The organism is Bacteroidales bacterium, assembly GCA_035299085.1.
Lineage (GTDB): Bacteria > Bacteroidota > Bacteroidia > Bacteroidales > UBA10428 > UBA5072.
On record DATGXG010000009.1, the window covers coordinates 43,158 to 60,872 of the forward strand.

The following is a 17,715-nucleotide window of genomic DNA, read 5'->3' on the forward strand; positions in this document are numbered from 1 at the left end:
AAAAACCACATGGAAAATTTTAATGAAAAAGAAACAAAAGATCTGATATTGCAATATGTTATCAACGAATACATTGATGATGACGATGCTAAGATCACTTATGATACTCCTTTGATTTCGGGGGGATTCGTCGATTCATTTTCAATGGTATCGTTGCTTGTATTCATTGAAAACAGGTTTAAAATTAAAATTCCATCCAACAAGGCCACTCCTGAGGCCTTTGATAGTGTGAACAACATTGTGGCGCTTGTTAAGCAGTATCATAAATAACCTTTTACATGCTTTTCAATTCAATTGAATTTCTTGTTTTCCTGCCTGTAGTTTTTGTCATCTACTGGTTCATCGTATACAGGCAACTTAAGGTACAGAATGCCTTTCTGCTCACTGCCAGTTATGTCTTTTATGCCTGGTGGGACTGGCGCTTCCTGTTCCTGCTTTTTGGCATAGCCATTCTTAATTATTTTGCAGGAATTGCTGTTGAACCCGGCCGGCCTGAGAAAAGCAGGAAATTCTGGCTGCTGGCTGCTCTAATAGCAAATATCGGGACTCTTTGCGTTTTCAAATATTATAATTTTTTCATTGACAGTTTTATTAACCTTGTATCTCTTACGGGATATCATCTGCCGAGATCATCCACAAGGATAATCCTACCGATAGGTATAAGTTTCTATACCTTTTTGTCAATCAGTTATATTATCGACATTTATAAAGAAAAGTTACAGGCAAACCGGAATGTTATTGATGTATTGCTGACGCTTGGTTTTTTCCCGATTGTTTTAGCCGGTCCTATCCAGCGGCCTGTTACCCTGCTGCCACAGATCGGCACTGAACGGCAGTTTGATCAATATAAAGCCGCTGACGGGCTAAGGCAAATTCTTTGGGGACTTTTTAAAAAGATTGTGCTTGCTGATACGTGTGCGGTTAATGCTGATTACATTTTCGCTAACCATGGCACATTGAACGGAAGCGTCCTGGCGTTGGGAGCTGTGTTTTTTGCCTTCCAGATTTATGGTGATTTTTCAGGATACTCGGATATTGCAATAGGAATAGGCCGGTTATTCGGATTTGACCTGATGAGAAATTTTGCCTTTCCGTATTTCTCAACCAATATAGCCATGTTCTGGCAAAGGTGGCACATATCCCTTACAACCTGGTTCAGGGATTATGTTTTTCTGCCCATATCTTTTGCTGTTTCGTCGGGACTCCACAGTGAAAAAGTGTTCTTCATGAAAGCTGACCTTTACATATACATAATCGCCAGCCTTATCACATGGTTCCTTACAGGTTTGTGGCATGGAGCCAATTTCACTTTCATTGTCTGGGGTATGATCCATGGGTTCATGCTGATCCTGTATCAGTGGCAAAAAGCCCCCAGGAAGAAAATGCTTAAAAAGGCCGGTATTAAAGCGGACAGCCTTGCCATTACTATTCCTGAATCAATTGTTACCCTGGCTGTAGTTGCTTTTGCCTGGATATTCTTCAAAGCGTCATCTGTAAATGAAGCCCTGAGTTACATTAACAATATGTTTACTCACGGGTTGTTTACCATTTCCATACTTGATTTGAGAGGACGTGGTATTACATCAACACTGATTGACGGTACCATTGCCATTATGGCTGTGATAATAATTGAATATATACAGCGGGACAAACAACACGGACTTGAAATCAGCAATTATCCTAAACCATTGAGATGGAGCCTATATTGGATAATCAGTTTCTTTTGCCTTATATATCTTGGCGATCAGCGAACCTTTATTTATTTTCAGTTCTAAAGTAAACCCGATGAGAAAATTTTTAATCCGGTTTTTGGTTTACCTCATCCCTCTTCCGCTATACATGGGCTTTATATACATAGTGGATCCGTATAACTTTGCCGATAAAAGCCATCTGATTTCGTATGACATAAAGTTACAGATTGCAGAAAAAATGGATCCCTTCTTATGGAAGATGCTGCAATACAAGCATGATACATCACACTGCATTATCCTGGGGGACTCGAGGGCGAATAAAATCCAAAGCGCCCATGTAACAGAAATTACAGGTAACAGGTATTATAATTTCAGTTATCCGGGCGGAACTCTTTCCGATATGATTGAAACGTTCTGGATAGCTGATAAAATAGTTGACTTAAAAGAAGTATACATAGGTGTTAGCTTTAATCTTTACAACGGTTTTGAAACCAACAATCATGTAAAGCAGGCTTCAGCTATTATGAAAAATTTCTTCACCTATTCTTTCAGTAAAATTACATTCATCAGCACCATTAAATGCATTGGCAAGCAGTTTTTTTCAAAGAAAATGACTGTAGGTTTACCCGATATGAATAAAGATGAATTTTGGAATTATGAATTGGAGGAAGTTGCCACAAGATACTATCAGAAATATAAGTACCCTGACAACTATCATGAACAGTTAATTCAGATCGCGGATTACTGCCATAAGAAAGACATCAGGCTTGTGTTTTTTATGCCCCCCAATCATATCGACTGGCAGAAAAGAGTTGCTGATTTCGGTCTCTTGAAGGAACAGCAACATTTTATAACTGATATCGGAAAATTGGGCCCGCTTTACAACATGGATACAACCAACGAATTCACAAAAAACAAGGTAAATTACCTTGATCCGGTTCACCCTGTAAATGATTCCATACTGCTGAAGGTCTTGTGGCATGTTAAATGAATGAAGAATGAAGAATGAAGAATGAAAAATGAAGAATGAAGAATGAAGAATGTAGAAAGAAAAGATTACCCGCAGTTGGTGGAGGCTTTGTTTTAGCCACTAGCTTATAGCCTTCTCATTCATTTTTTCATTATTTCATTATTCATTCTCAGCTCTCCTTCAAAAACCCATCCACCTTTTCAAAAAACTCTTTAATATCGATAGGTTTTGTAATATAATCGTTACAACCCAGTTTTTGGCATTTGACAAGGTCATCCTGCATTACAAAAGCAGTCTGGGCAATAATCGGAACTTTCCGATTGAATTGTCGGATCATTTTTGTTGCCTCGAAACCGTCCATTTCAGGCATCTTGATATCCATCAGGATTAAATCGATTTTATTTATGGTTCTGCATAGTTCAACTGCTTCCATGCCATTCCTGGCGAGCAATACCTGCGCCGAAGTATCATGAAGTACAGCTTCAAGAAACTTAAAATTGATTTCATCATCCTCTGCAACAAGAATCACCTTATCTTTCCACATGTAGGAAGGTATAACATATTCCTCTTCAGGGGCCAGCACATGATAGGATTCGGGAACTGCCTCAAAGGGAATCGTAAAAAAGAATGTAGATCCCTGACCGAGTTCTGATTCAACCCAGATTTTACCACCCATGAGCCGGATAAGATTTTTAGCAATGTTCAATCCAAGTCCTGACCCTTCTGATTTGCCATTAACTTCTTCTTCAGAGGACCTGCTGAACAATTTTTTTTGCAAATCGCGTGAAAGTCCGATACCGGTATCTTTCACATAAAATTCAATTCGTTGTTCGCTTATGGGTTTATAACCGATCTCAATACCTCCCTTTTCGGTGAATTTCACCGAATTGCTGATAAGGCTCCATATGAGTTGCTGAAGTCTGCCGGGATCAGTGTAAATGGTAATTCCCTTGATTTCCGGATAGGTAATCCGTATATCAAGATGCTCTTTATTTTGTGCTGCCTTATACTGGTTGAAAGAGGACAGGAGTTCTTTCATCAGCAATTCAAGGTTGCAGGGTGATTTTCGGATAGTGATTTTTCCGGTCTCCATCCTTGTAAGCTCAACCACATCATCAATCATTTTAAGGAGAAGGATTCCCTGGTTTTTAATGGTTCTCACATACTCAACTCTTTTGTCGTACGGGAGATTGCCAATGTTCAGCAACTCGCTGAAACCGATTATGGAATTCATAGGAGTCCGGATATCATGAGAGATATTGGTAAGAAGAGTATTTTTAAGTTTCTCTGATTCTTCGGCCTTATCTCTTGACCGGATGAGTTCCTTTTTTATTTTATCCTGTTTGGTAATATCCTTTATGGTGGCAATGAATGAATCGTTCCGGGTGCCAACGGGCAAAAAGGATAATGAGATCATTCTGAATTCACGGCCTTCTCCTTCTGCCCGTGCGATTTTCATTTCTGTTTCCGGAATCTTGAATCCCTGGGAGATGTCATTCAGGGTTTTCTCGAATGCTTGCCTGTCCTCGGGTAAAACAGAATTACGGATCTGATCGAGGGACATATGTGCTTCACCTTTATAACCCAGTATTTCCTTTGCCGCTTGCGACAACCATACTTTTTCACCATCGTAGGTTATTATACCTATTCCGCCGGTATCAAGCAGTTTAAGAGTAAACTTAAGATTGAAAAACGAGTTTTCGTCTATGGAGATCTTATCAATTACCTCCCGGAGCCGGTTAATTTCATTGTCCTTTTCAGCTAACCTTGCTTTTAGTTCTGTGATTTCCTTTTTTTTATTTCCCAATACCATGTTTATGGACAGGTTTAAAATGAAATCGATGCCATTTATTTATCCGTTATTTGAAATATTGCCATATATGCATTTTCACCCTCCGCACGTGCCTTTGTCAGCATGACTGACACGTGCCTTTCTTTTCCGTTTTTATCAATTATATGCGACTTTCTTCGAATGCCTGTTATCTTCTGTTCGCCTGGTCTGGTAAAGCTTCCAAGTATTTCATCCTTTTCGGTAAGGATTTCAGGAAAAAGAATGCTGACATCCTGGTTAACCACCTCATCACGTTTGGTACCCCATAACTTTTCAGCAGCTTTATTAAAGAATACAATCCGGTTATCATGAGCCGTAGTCACCACGGCATCGGCAATTTCTTCCAGGATTTTTTCATTCAGGTTCTTTGCTTTTTCAACCTCTTTATATTGAGCCATAAGTTCATTCCGGGTCTCACGTAACTTATTACCGAGTTCTTTTTCAGCTTCCCTGATCTGCTTTTCCTGTTTCTTTAGCGTGTCCAGAGCTGTATGTAATTCTGCTTCCAGATGCTTTTCATGAGTGATGTCCTGCCCGGTAAACAGGATATTCTCGGTTTCATGTGAAGCGTTATGAGTAACATTGAACGTCCCTTTCAACCAAAGGTCATCTCCCTTTGAAGATTTCGCTTTTATAATTCCTGTATGGGCATTTCCGTTAATGATGGTATCCCAATGCCGGTTAAAAGATTCTGTCTCAACCGGATTTATCAGGTCAAAAATAACCATCGACCGGGCTTCTTTCTGAGAAATCTTCACGAGGTCCGTGAAATTTTTATTGCAGTCCAGTATATTTCCGTTTATATCCAATGACAGGCTAATTCCGCTTGCTTTAACAGAATCGGCTATAACTTCATGTTTTTCGAGCTGTCTTCTTTCTTCCGTTGCATCAATGCCAAGATACATTACTCTTGAAACCGAGTTGTCATCATAAAGAATAGTGCTTAATGATGCCATGGACCATAATTCTTTACCGGTACGCGTAACATGCTTAAGATATCCTTTATATGGAATTCCGTTTGAAAGGCATTCACTCCATATCCGGGCAAATTCTTCACGGTAATCTTCATCGATCAGTTCTTTCAGGTCTTTTCCTTCAATCCTGAGATCGGAGCTGTATTCAAACTTTGAATAAAACAACTGGTTTCCTGAAAGCAACAATCCCTGGGGATCAAATTCAGCCTGGATAATATTTTTCTTCAATGTATCTTCAAGCATCACCAGGCGCTGGGTTTGCCTGACTGATTCTTCCTGGGTAGCCTGCAATTCTTCCATATTCTGCCTCATTTCTTCTTCATGCGAAGTGAGGATTTGGGTTTGAGCCTTTGATTCTTCGAGCAGCCTGGCGGTACGGATATTGGTTTTCACGGCGGAAAGAGTGGCTCCTACACTTTCAGCTGTTTTTTCAAGAAGACTGATGTGGTTGGGTTCAAACTTGGAAAAAGATGCAAATTCCATTACCCCGTAGATCTCATCCTCATAAATCATGGGAACCACAATGAGGCTTTCAGGATTAGCCTCTCCAAGTCCTGAAGTCACCGTGATATATTCCTGTGGAACATTTTTGAGGTAAATGGTTTTCTTTTCAAGCGCACATGTACCAATGAGCCCATCTCCCCATTTTATTTTCTGGTCGGCGAATTTGCGCCTGTCGTATGCAAAAAATGCGTTCAGATTGAAAAACCTGTTATAGGAATCACTGTCGTCAAGAACGTAGAATCCACCCTGAACGGCGTTCACATACTTGGTAAGATCCTTGATCACATGAAATGAGAGCTGTTCCGGCTCATGAATATAATTCCTGAGGATTTCACTGAAATGAGCAAGTCCGTCAGCGATCCAATTCCTTTCTTCTTCCGCCTTTCGGATTTTCTGGCTGTTATCTTCGTTGGTTTTAAGAGTTTCCCTCAGATCGACAAGCGTATCGCCAAGAGCATCGTTATCTTCGAGTTTACAGTCTACATTGAAATTGCCGTGTGTCAGTTGATGGTTGAATTCCATCACATGTTCGATCCGGGATTGCTCTTTATCAATAATTGTTTGTTTCTCTTCAAGTTTGATTACGAATCGTTTACTGATGAAAAAAACTGAAGCAGGGAAAAGAAGCGTAAATGCAATTATGATCCAGCTTGCGGGATTATTTCTGAAAAGCCATTGGATGCCTTTGAATGAGAAGTCGGCCTCCCTGCTGGCTGAAAGGGCTATAAACAGTGAGAATATGAACAGCAGAACTGCTGCAATAGTTGCAAAAACAGTATATTCAGTATATTTTTCCCTTTTATTTTGAGTATCCATAGTAGTGGAATTTGGATATATTATACTGTTAAATTTAAAAGTAGTTAATATTTTTAATAACAAAAAATCTAAAAACTAACATGGAAAGTACTTCATTCTTATCCCGGGAGGATTTTACAGGTGTAATAAGGAATTCACCGCTTATTGCCATTGATTTGATAGTTAAGAATAGCAGGGGCGAAGTGCTCCTGGGATTCAGGAACAATTCTCCTGCCAGGAATACATGGTTTGTGCCGGGAGGCAGAATCAGAAAGAATGAGACCATTGAAAAAGCTTTTCAACGGATTACAGGGGATGAATTGGGACAGGTTTTGCAATTAACCGATAGTCAATTCTATGGAATCTTTGAACATTTTTATCCCGGCGAGAACACTTTTGATGAGCCCGGTCTGGATACACATTACATCAACCTGGCCTATGAAATAAGAAACTTTGATGAAACCAACCTTAACCTTCGTCACCAGCATACCGGTTTCAGGTGGATGACAGTGGAACAGGTGTTAACCGATCGGGGAGTTCATCAGAATGCAAGGTTGTATTTTAAATAATATCGTTTATCAATCATAATTATACGTTTATCAAATAAACGTTATCATTGATTAATTAATTAATAGGGCAATTAATTTCCGATTTATCTTTGGATACCTACATTCCAAATTAACCCTTAATGACAGATTATTTTCAGTACGTTCATAATTTAAGCTGGGGAAATAAGTTTGAACAATTCGGTTCAAATATTAGAGAAACGGTAATATCACTATTAATCAAAGAAATAGATGATTATAATGCATTGGAAAGATGTATACTTAATGAATCAAGTGAGGAAGTTTTAAGCTATATTACCGGTTTCGTAAATCTGAAAAAGCATTATAGAAATACAATTTTATCAACCCATACATCTTCATATATTGATAATGTAGATTTTAACTCAGTCTCTAGTATTATCAATCTGAGTAAAATAAACTCCACTCAGCGAATAAACAAACTTTTCCGTTCGGTTAATACGTTGTTGCCAAAATTTGGAGTGTATATAGGCAAGATAGAAACATATGGCGACCGAAAAATCAATTTTCTTAAGAGATTTGGCAGGACAAAAGGTCAGGTGGTATGGTTTGTTGACTTCATTATAAATCGTATTATACCAAGGTTAAAATATATTGACAGGATATATTATGGTCTTACAAATGGACGGCGTCATTGCATGTCAACGTCCGAATTATTGGGAAGACTTGTTTACTGCGGTTTCTGCATTGTAGATATACGGTCAATAGATGGAATCAGTTATTTTGTTGCGAAGAAAGTTAGTTCTCCAATGACTAAGCTGCAATCTTCCTATTATCCGATAATCTCGCTTCCACGCGTCGGAAGGAACGGATGCCTGATGAAAGTGTGGAAAATACGTACTATGCATCCATACTCAGAGTATATACAGGATTATGTTATCAGGAGAAACGGCTATAATGAAGCCGGCAAACCGGCAAATGATTTCAGAATTACGAGGTCGGGCAATCTCTTAAGAAAATTGTGGATTGATGAATTCCCGCAACTTCTCCAGGTATTTAGGGGTGAAATGAAACTTGTGGGTGTTCGGCCTCTTAGTGCGACTCGTTATAATGAATTTCCGGATGATCTGAAGGCTGAAAGGATTCGTCTTAAGCCGGGTTGTATAGCGCCATATGTTGCCTTAAATATGCCTGGTGACAAAGAGAGCATTGAAGCAGACAGAATTTATATCGAGAAATATAAACAGCACCCGGTTCTTACGGATATAACGTATTTCTTCAAAGGCGTCTGCAATATCCTTGTCAATCGAGTTAAACATAATTAGATTCAAAACCTGGCAGATTTGGTGATTTATCCAGAACTAATCAGGATTTACAAAACGTTTCAAAACATTATAGGCGTTGTCTCTTACGTTCTTTTCTTCGGAAGGTTCTTCGCTGTTTTCAGAGTTAATAAGTGAATGATTGTATTCTTCATTAATACAATTGTATTCAGGCACCAGTTCGCGGAATGCATCCACAACCTGCTGTTTTGACATTGAATATAGTGACTCTACCATATTTTCAACCTGAAGCAATAGGCCAGGAGCTTCTAGAATTTTGACATCAGCAATCTTTATCTTTGGATGGTGCGTTGGTTTTGTGTTTTCACCATCGGTCAACAATTCTTCATATAACTTTTCACCTGGTCTCAATCCTGTATATTCAATTTTAATATCCTGATCCGGTACAAAACCAGAAAGTCTAATCATTTGACGGGCCAGATCAGCAATTCTGACAGGTTTGCCCATGTCAAATACAAATATTTCACCGCCTTTTCCCATAAAGCCGGCTTCAAGTACAAGCTGACATGCTTCAGGAATAGTCATAAAATACCGCATAATTTCAGGATGAGTAACTGTAATTGGTCCTCCATCACGGATTTGTTTCTCGAAAATTGGAATGACGGAACCATTTGAACCAAGCACGTTCCCGAACCGAGTAATAATAAACTGGGTTTTGCTGTCTGATTTCTGTGATTTCAGCTGCACAATCATCTCGCAAAGCCTTTTGGAAGCACCCATAACGTTGGTGGGGTTCACAGCTTTATCAGTAGAAATCATAACGAACTTCTTCACTGCATATTTAAGCGAGAGATTGGTGACCACTTTTGTGCCGCCTATGTTAACTCTGATGGCTTCATGAGGATTCTGTTCCATAATAGGAACATGTTTATAAGCGGCGGCATGAAAAACAATTTCGGGTTGATATTCCCTAAAAATGCTTTCCATTTTTTGCATATTGGATACATCAGCCAGAATTATTTTCACCGGACATTGACTGTATGCAGTCTTTAGTTCATTTTCAAGGTGAAAAATTGGTGTTTCGGCCTGGTCAGTTAATACGAGTAATTTTATTTTGAATTTGGTGAGTTGTCTGACGATTTCTGACCCTATTGATCCTGCTGCACCGGTTACCAAAACTGTTTTACCTGCCAGTCCAATACCTATCTTTTTGAGATTAAGTGCAATAGGTTCCCTTCCTAAAAGGTCTTCGAGTTTCACTCTCTCGATCTGCCTCATTTCCAATTCACCATTCAGCCATTTGTCAACCGCCGGCGTATCACGTACTTCAAGTCCAAGATCGATTGCCCATTTAATAATATCGCTTTTTTCTGAAGAAGAAATATCCTTTATAGCAAAGACAAGTGTTTGTATACTGTGTTTTTCAAGAAACTCCTTGTTTATGTTTTCGGGTGAATAAACAAGTATTCCATTTATTTTTTTTGCCTGCAAGTTTCGATTTTTATCAACAAAGCCTGTTATTACAAATGAGCCTTTGATATCACTCATTAAAACACGCTTAACAATGATTCCCATAGCGCCGGCACCATAGATCAGCACACGTTGTTTTTTTTGTGTAGTACTGGTAATCAGGTGGTAAAATGTTTTAATACTAATACGTACACCAAAAAGGAAGAAAGTTATCAAAACATAGTGAATTGTTAAAATCGATATCGGTATCTGGAATATAACCGGGTAGTTCAAAGATCTTGATACTATACTAATAAGCAAAAGCCAGATAAAAGTGAGTGAAGTGGTCAGAAAGACATAAAACACATCGATGATAGTAGTGTGTCTGATCATACCTGAATATGGCCTTATCATAAACGAAAGAATGATATAGATACCAGTGGTAAGTAAAGCGTGAAATAATGCCAATTGAGGATGGAAAGCACTACTGACAAAATTAAAACGCAATAAATAGGCCATCCAGAATGTCAAAAAAACTGAGGTGCTATCCATGATAAACACCATCCATCGGGGGACATAATGTTTCCTGACAAACGAAAAAATATCGATTTTTAACCGGGTAAAGCGCTGTGAAAAATATTCAACCATTTGGGTGTGATTTAGGACGTTGCAATTTATTCGATTTAACGTCCAAGAGTTTTAAATCGACATATATTTTTGACAACTATGACAAATCTTAGGATTAAGTTAGTAATTGATTCTTCGAATGAGTTTTCAGTAAATCCTTTCTCCTGACATATTTCTCAATCCATATGAACCACAGAATAAACACGATGCCATATGTAACATAATTGTAAATATCATGAATATCCATGGTTAACCTGTAATCGCCAAACCATTGTAAATGGATAAATAACAAGACAAAACGTATTATGTTTACAAAGTTCAGTATAATAATACCGATTAGTATGTACCTAATAGCGTCTTGTTTCCTTTTAGCAGTAAAATATACGAAAACTGCAAAAATGTACATAGTTATAAGCCCTAAACAGGGCTTTCCAAGGGATATTGATCCATTGTCGCCTATGAGCAGTGAGGGTTTCAGAATTACATTATAACCTAAGATTTGAAGAATTAGTTTTGATGTCCCGAATAAAAAAGCTATCCAATATTTAAATTTTAAGAATTCGAGTAAAAAAATTATAATCGAATAACCAAAGATCACAGTGATGATTTCCGTAAATTTTTTTTCCAATAATTTTTTATTTGTAGTATTCCATGCGTATTTATTTAACCAGTACCAGAAAAGGAGAACTATTCCTACCATGCAAAAAGCAATAGCTGTTAAGCTTCCCTGAAACTTCTCGGAGAGTCCTTCAGATATATGCAGAATACCAGTGATAACATAAGTTGATGCTACAAATAAATGTAGCAAGAGAAGTAAAAATGTAAAGTAAAATTTAGCTGATATTTTTGACGCGGTTAACCAAATAAGAAGAAATCCTCCCAGAAATATTTTTTTAAACAAGATCTGCGGTTCATAATCAAAAACAATTCCTTTGGAATAGACCTTGTTATCAATTAAGTTTATATTATGACCAGTAAACTGAAAAAACTTGTTGCATATAAACTGGATTAAAAGGCTGTATGGTCTAAGTATACGATCTATAAAATCCAGGATGCCTTTAAAACCGAATAAAAATACTACAATACATCCAATACTAAAAATTAGTAGTGAAGTGATTAAGATCTGTTTTTCAGATCCTGGAAGTTTTCGAAGTAACATTCCTTAATAAAAAACCTCCGGTCCAGAGGTTATTATTATTCTTTTTTACTGTTTCTTTTTCTGAACAGGTAGTAAACAATACCTGCAATGCCCAATATTGATAACAAACCACCATCAAGTGGTGTATTTACAGTGCCACCATGATGTCCTCCCGGAGGGGGACTCATTGCTGCAACAGTCGCACTTATTGCTATAAATAATAGAAAAAGGAAACTTCTGGAGATTTTCATATTGGAATAAATTTTATCTCTCAAAAGTAGTTTTTAACAGTTTTTAAAAGAAATTATCTGTCAAAAAAAATGACAGGTTTATCAAATAAGAAGCTGTTATTCAAATACTATTGAGAAATAAATTTGATAACTCTGGATGACTTTTTTTCAGATAGAATTAAAAGATAAACACCTGCAGGTAAAAGTGAGCGATCTATCTCAAGCGTTTCGTAAACGGGACCAAATTGTTTAAGGATTTTTCCATCAATTGAGCATATCCTTACCTGATCCATTTTACGATCATGAAATAGCACCCTGAGAAAGGCAGAGGAGTAAATAATTTTAATTCTGGTTTCATCCGGATCAGAAACTATCGTTGGCGAGTTTATTTGAATATTAAGTATACCATAAGTTCCGGAGCCATCGGTTGCAGTGGCCCGAACCCTGACCATACCATAATCAAGCGCTGTTAAAAGGCCATTTTGATCTATCTCTGCGCTTCCCGAAACTTTTTCAACTGCCCAAGTTACCTCTTTTTTAGAGGCGTTAGCCGGATAGATATTTGTTAAGAGCTGCAATTCTCCGTTAATTGAGTCAATATTAGTTATTAAGTTGGGAGAGTATACTATTATAGATGATACTGCAACATTTTGCCCCGTTATTGTTAAAGTGATGGTACTGAATTTCCCGGACCCGTCGTTAGCCAGGGCTTTTATTATTGCAGTGCCGTTTGACATTGCAGTTACCAAACCATCAGATGAAAGCAAGACTATTCCTGAGCTGTTTTGAACAGACCAGGTAACAGTTCTGTCAGTAGCATTCAATGGCATAACGATAGCATTTAATTGAACACTTCCATTCTTTGTTTTAATTTCATGCAATCCTCCCACACATGAAATCATTATGCTATCTACGGGAATAATCTGGTTTGAAATTGAAATTTCAAAAGTACCCTTTACTCCGGAGCCGTCATTTGCTGTGGCAACTGCAGTCACGTTACCATCCGCAATTGCAGTAACGATTCCGGCTGCGCTTATTGAGGCAACTCCTGTACCATTTAGTATTGACCATGTAACTGATTTATCCGTTGCATCACCAGGAAGGAGATATGCTGACAGAGGAAGGGTTCCGTTTGCTGAAGAAATTTCAGACACATTATTTTCGCTTTGAACAGTAACACTGCTGACAAATATGATTTGATCAGTTATAGAAATTGTCATAGATCCGGATATGTCAGAACCATCATTTGATGTGGCCGTCGCTGTAACTGTTCCATTTGAAACTGCCGTAACTAAACCGGATGCACTGATTGTAGCTTTCCCTGTATTGTTCCGGATTGACCATGTGACTGTCTTGTTGGTCGCATCAGACGGTATAACGGATGCACTGAGCTGAAGTGTTCCATTATCGGCTGAGATTGATGTTGCCCCCCCGGCTCCTGCAAGAGTAATACCGGTCACGGGAATGATTTGATTTGAAATAGTAATTGTAAGTGTTCCGTATACACCCGAACCATCTCTTGCTGTGGCCCGTGCTGTTACTATTCCGTTTTTAATTGCTGTAACCAGACCCGATGTACTTATAGTGGCTTGCCCGGTACCATTCTGTATTGACCATGTAACGGTTTTATTGCTGGCGTCTGTCGGTACAACGGCTGAGGTAAGCAGCAGAGTGCCGTCGTCAGTTGATATGGTTGTTGCTCCCCCGGAACCGGTAACCGTAATACCGGTCACAGGAATTACCTGGTTTGAAATTGTAAGTGTCAGAGTCCCATACATACCAGAACCATCATTAGCTGTAGCCCTTGCTGTAACAGTGCCATTAGATACTGCTGTAACCAATCCGGAAGTACTGATTGCAGCTTGACCGGTACCATTTTGGATTGACCAGGTAACGGTTGCATTGGTAGCGTTGGCCGGAGTAACGTTTGCGCTGAGCTGAAGTGAACCATTATCTGTTGAAATGGTTGTTGCCCCTTCTGCCCCGGTAACCGTAATTCCGGACACGGGAATTACCTGATTTGAAATGGTAATTGTAAGTGTACCGTATATACCTGAACCGTCGTTTGCAGTAGCCCTTGCTGTAACTGTACCATTGTTGACAGCTGAAACCAAACCGGATGCATTTATGGTAGCCTGCCCTGTACCATTCTGGACAGACCATGTAATTGTTTTATTGGTAGCATTTTCGGGTAAAACTGTTGCTGTAAGTTGCAGGGTTCCGTTATCCGAAGTAATAATAGAAGCTCCGCCAGCACCGGTAACTGATATTGAAGAAACCGAAACCACCTGGTTTGAAATAGTTATCAAAAGAGTTCCGAATACTCCTGAACCGTCATTTGCCGTTGCCCTGGCTGTAACCGTACCATTCGATATAGCTGTAAGTAATCCCGAGGTACTGACAGAAGCTTGTCCTGTTCCGTTTTCAACAGACCAGGATACTGATTTATTCGTTGCATCGGAAGGACTAATTTCTGCATTCAGCAGAAGAGTGCCATTGTCGGTTGATATGGTTGTTGATCCCCCGCTACCGGTAACATCAATACCGGTTACCGGAATTATTTGATTTGAAATTACAATGTTCAGCGTGCCATATATACCTGAACCATCATTAGCGGTAGCTCTTGCTGTTACGTTACCGTTAGATATGGCTGTTACCAATCCGGACGGGCTTATAGAAGCCTGTCCTGTGACATTCTGGATTGACCAGGTAACTGATTTATCAGAAGCATTATCAGGAGAAATCGTTGCTGTAAGTTGCAGCATTCCATTATCTGAAGTAATGATAGATGCTCCGCCTGCACCGGTAACAGAAATAGTTGAGACTGAAACAATTTGGTTTGAAATGGTTATCGCAAGCGATCCATATATTCCTGAGCCGTCATTTGCAGTTGCCCTGGCTGTAACTGTTCCGTCGGAGATGGCCGAAACCATTCCTGACGCACTGATGGAGGCCAGTCCGGTACCATTTTGAATTGACCATGTAACTGTTTTATCAGTAGCATCATTGGGGCCAACAATTGCGCTAAGCTGAAGCTGACCATTATCCGTTGAAATAGTTGTTGCACCATCTTCTCCGGTAACGATAATACCTGTTACAGGAATTACCTGAACTAAAATAGTGATTGTAAGAGTACCATATACGCCTGAACCGTCATTTGCATCTGCCCTTGCAATAACTGTACCTACAGAAATTGCGGTGACCAGACCTGAAGCATCAATAGTAGCCTGTCCTGTTCCGTTTTCTACAGACCATGTTACTGTCTTATTTGAAGCATCAGAAGGACTAACATCTGCATTAAGCTGAAGCGTGCCATTATCTAAAGAAATGGTTGTTGCACCGCCGGCACCGGTAACATTAATACCGGTTACCGGAATAACCTGATTCGAAATAGTGATTGTAAATGTGCCGAAGACACCAGAACCATCATTGGCAGTGGCACGTGCGGTTACCGTACCATTTTTGACAGCGGTAACAATACCGGAAGAATTGATAGTAGCCTGCCCGGTACCATTCTGTATTGACCAAATGACCGTTTGATCAGTAGCATCAAATGGACTAACAGCTGCACTAAGCTGAAGTGTGCCATTATCGATGGAGATTGTTGTGTTTCCTCCGGCACCGGTAACTGTTATACCGGTCACTGGAATAACCTGATTTGAAATAGTTATTATCAGGGTTCCGAATACACCTGAACCGTCATTGGCATTGGCCCGTGCAGTTACTGTACCATTGTTGACAGCAGTAACTAAACCGGAAGAATTGATAATAGCCTGGCCGGAACCATTCTGGATTGACCAGGTAACATTTTTATTTGTGGCATCAGCCGGAGTAACGGTTTCATAAAGCTGCAGCGTACCATCGTCCGCAGAAATGGTTGTGGCTCCTCCTGAACCTGTAACATTAATACCGGTTACCGGAATAACCTGATTTGATATTGAAATAGTCAGTGTACCGTAAACACCAGAACCGTCATTAGCAGTAGCCCTGGCCGTTACAGTTCCGTTGTTAACTGCCGAAACCAGCCCCGAAGCATTGATAGTTGCCTGTCCTGTGCCATTCTGGATTGACCAGGTAACTGTTTTATTGGTTCCATCAGCCGGAGTAACGGATGCACTAAGCTGAAGCGTACCATCATCGGTTGAAATGGTTGAGGCTCCACCGGCACCGGTAACCGTTATCCCGGTCACCGGAATAATTTGATTTGAAATTGTAATTATCAGTGTTCCGTATACACCTGAACCGTCATTGGCAGTTGCCCTTGCTGCAACCGTTCCGTTTCTGACTGCGGTAACAATTCCGGTGGCACTGATAGTACCCTGTCCGGTAACATTCTGAAGAGACCATGTAACCGTTTTATTAGTTGCATCAGCCGGAGTAACGTTTGCACTAAGCTGAAGAGTACCATTATCGGTTGAAATGGTTGTTGCGCCGCCTGCACCGGAAACAGTAATGCCAGTAACCGGAATTACCTGATTTGTTATGGTAATAACCAATGTGCCGTTTACACCTGAACCGTCATTAGCAGTGGCTCGTGCAGTAACAGTTCCGTTGTTGACTGCCGTAACCAGTCCCTCTGCATTGATTGTTGCCTCCCCGGTACCATTCTGGATTGACCAGGTTACTGTATTATCAGTAGCATCAGCCGGAGTAACGTTTGCACTAAGCTGAAGAGTACCATTGTCGGTTAAAATGCCTGTGGCTCCTCCGGCACCAGTAATCGTTATGCCGGTTACCAATTTCACCTGGTTTGAGATAGTAATTGTCAGTGAACCGTAAATACCTGAACCGTCGTTTGCAGTGGCCCTTGCGGTAACAGTTCCATTTGAAACTGCCGTAACCAGACCCGATACATTGATTGTAGCCTGGCCGGTACCGTTTTGAATTGACCAGGTAACAGTTTTATTTGTAGCATCATCAGGTGTAACAGCTGCACTAAGCTGAAGGGTACCGTTGTCGGTTGAAATAGTTGTTGCCCCACCGGTTCCAGTAACTGTAATGCCCGTTACCAATGTCACTTGGTTTGAAATAGTAATATTCAATGTTCCATAAATACCTGAACCATCATTTGCAATAGCCCTTGCTGTAACCGTTCCGTTATTGACCGCGGTGACCAGGCCCGATGCACTGATAGTAGCGTGCCCGGTAACATTCTGAATTGACCAGGTTACCGTTTTATTAGTGGCATTAGCCGGGATGACGTTTGCACTAAGCTGAAGGGTACCATTGTCAGTTGAAATGGTTGTTGCCCCTCCGGCGCCAGTAACGGTAATACCCGTTACCAAAGTTACCTGGTTCGTAATAGTAATGTTCAGTGTACCGTATACTCCTGAACCGTCATTTGCAGTGGCGCGTGCTGTAACCGTTCCGTTATTTACTGCTGAAACCACACCGGACGCATTGATAGTGGCCTGTCCGGTACCATTCTGGATTGACCATGTAACTGTTTTATTGGTAGCATTAGCCGGAGCTATTGCAGCAATAAGCTGAAGTGTGCCTTTGTCGGTTGATATTGTATTCAAACCACCTTCACCTGTAACACTTATTGATGTCACAGGAACAGGATTATTTCCTCCATCCCAACCTGCAATTCTTGCCAGTAGCCACCATTGGGCTTTAGCAAGCCGCATTCTGCCTGCAGGGCCAATATGGCCCATGTCAGCAGCACCCAGATTTGTAGGGGTAATTACCGGGTAAGT

Annotated in this window: 11 protein-coding genes; 5 read left to right on the plus strand and 6 right to left on the minus strand. The window is 40.0% G+C overall.

Annotated features, from left to right (window positions below):
• Positions 1-9 precede the first annotated feature (9 nt).
• Genes VK179_01720 through VK179_01730 form a run of 3 tightly spaced genes read left to right on the plus strand, consistent with a single transcriptional unit; the run spans position 10 to position 2,682 of the window.
• Positions 10-270: an acyl carrier protein gene (locus VK179_01720; protein ID HLO57437.1), complete on the plus strand. Its 261-nt coding sequence runs from the start codon at positions 10-12 to the stop codon at positions 268-270.
• Positions 271-278: 8 nt separating this feature from the next.
• The gene (locus VK179_01725) at positions 279-1,775 is read left to right on the plus strand and encodes an MBOAT family O-acyltransferase (protein HLO57438.1); all 1,497 of its coding nucleotides are present in this window, start codon (positions 279-281) and stop codon (positions 1,773-1,775) included.
• A 10-nt stretch (positions 1,776-1,785) separates the two neighbouring features.
• On the plus strand, positions 1,786-2,682 hold the full coding sequence (locus VK179_01730; GenBank protein HLO57439.1) for a hypothetical protein: 897 nt from the start codon (positions 1,786-1,788) through the stop codon (positions 2,680-2,682).
• 148 nt (positions 2,683-2,830) lie between these two features.
• Here the strand turns inward: VK179_01730 and VK179_01735 are convergent, their stop codons facing one another.
• On the minus strand, positions 2,831-4,474 hold the full coding sequence (locus tag VK179_01735) for a response regulator (GenBank protein ID HLO57440.1): 1,644 nt from the start codon (positions 4,472-4,474) through the stop codon (positions 2,831-2,833).
• Between the two features lie 35 nt (positions 4,475-4,509).
• A complete protein-coding gene (locus VK179_01740; GenBank protein ID HLO57441.1) occupies positions 4,510-6,786 on the minus strand; it encodes a PAS domain S-box protein in 2,277 nt (758 codons plus the stop codon).
• An 80-nt stretch (positions 6,787-6,866) separates the two neighbouring features.
• Between VK179_01740 and VK179_01745 the strand changes: the two genes are divergently transcribed.
• Both VK179_01745 and VK179_01750 read left to right on the plus strand, forming a co-directional pair.
• Positions 6,867-7,334, plus strand: coding sequence for a GDP-mannose mannosyl hydrolase (locus VK179_01745; GenBank protein HLO57442.1), 468 nt, complete (start codon positions 6,867-6,869; stop codon positions 7,332-7,334).
• A gap of 119 nt (positions 7,335-7,453) precedes the next feature.
• Complete coding sequence (locus VK179_01750) at positions 7,454-8,614, plus strand: sugar transferase (GenBank protein HLO57443.1); 1,161 nt, start codon at positions 7,454-7,456, stop codon at positions 8,612-8,614.
• Between the two features lie 36 nt (positions 8,615-8,650).
• Here VK179_01750 and VK179_01755 read toward each other — a convergent pair whose 3' ends face one another.
• The 4 genes from VK179_01755 to VK179_01770 all read right to left on the minus strand — a co-directional run bounded on the left by VK179_01755 (position 8,651) and on the right by VK179_01770 (position 17,673).
• Positions 8,651-10,669 carry a nucleoside-diphosphate sugar epimerase/dehydratase gene (locus tag VK179_01755; protein ID HLO57444.1) on the minus strand — a complete coding sequence of 673 codons (2,019 nt, stop codon included), beginning with the start codon at positions 10,667-10,669 and terminating at the stop codon, positions 8,651-8,653.
• 94 nt (positions 10,670-10,763) lie between these two features.
• Complete coding sequence (locus VK179_01760) at positions 10,764-11,807, minus strand: archaeosortase/exosortase family protein (protein ID HLO57445.1); 1,044 nt, start codon at positions 11,805-11,807, stop codon at positions 10,764-10,766.
• A gap of 35 nt (positions 11,808-11,842) precedes the next feature.
• A complete protein-coding gene (locus VK179_01765; protein ID HLO57446.1) occupies positions 11,843-12,037 on the minus strand; it encodes a hypothetical protein in 195 nt (64 codons plus the stop codon).
• A 107-nt stretch (positions 12,038-12,144) separates the two neighbouring features.
• Positions 12,145-17,673: an Ig-like domain-containing protein gene (locus VK179_01770; GenBank protein ID HLO57447.1), complete on the minus strand. Its 5,529-nt coding sequence runs from the start codon at positions 17,671-17,673 to the stop codon at positions 12,145-12,147.
• Positions 17,674-17,715: the final 42 nt, after the last annotated feature.

What these genes read in the sequence shown, in the direction of transcription:
- VK179_01720 (HLO57437.1), top strand. Translation starts at nt 10, where the DNA reads ATGGAAAATTTTAATGAAAAAGAAACAAAAGATCTGATATTGCAATAT.
- VK179_01725 (HLO57438.1), top strand. Translation starts at nt 279, where the DNA reads ATGCTTTTCAATTCAATTGAATTTCTTGTTTTCCTGCCTGTAGTTTTT.
- VK179_01730 (HLO57439.1), top strand. Translation starts at nt 1,786, where the DNA reads ATGAGAAAATTTTTAATCCGGTTTTTGGTTTACCTCATCCCTCTTCCG.
- VK179_01735 (HLO57440.1), bottom strand. Translation starts at nt 4,474, where the DNA reads ATGGTATTGGGAAATAAAAAAAAGGAAATCACAGAACTAAAAGCAAGG.
- VK179_01740 (HLO57441.1), bottom strand. Translation starts at nt 6,786, where the DNA reads ATGGATACTCAAAATAAAAGGGAAAAATATACTGAATATACTGTTTTT.
- VK179_01745 (HLO57442.1), top strand. Translation starts at nt 6,867, where the DNA reads ATGGAAAGTACTTCATTCTTATCCCGGGAGGATTTTACAGGTGTAATA.
- VK179_01750 (HLO57443.1), top strand. Translation starts at nt 7,454, where the DNA reads ATGACAGATTATTTTCAGTACGTTCATAATTTAAGCTGGGGAAATAAG.
- VK179_01755 (HLO57444.1), bottom strand. Translation starts at nt 10,669, where the DNA reads ATGGTTGAATATTTTTCACAGCGCTTTACCCGGTTAAAAATCGATATT.
- VK179_01760 (HLO57445.1), bottom strand. Translation starts at nt 11,807, where the DNA reads ATGTTACTTCGAAAACTTCCAGGATCTGAAAAACAGATCTTAATCACT.
- VK179_01765 (HLO57446.1), bottom strand. Translation starts at nt 12,037, where the DNA reads ATGAAAATCTCCAGAAGTTTCCTTTTTCTATTATTTATAGCAATAAGT.
- VK179_01770 (HLO57447.1), bottom strand. Translation starts at nt 17,673, where the DNA reads ATGGGCCATATTGGCCCTGCAGGCAGAATGCGGCTTGCTAAAGCCCAA.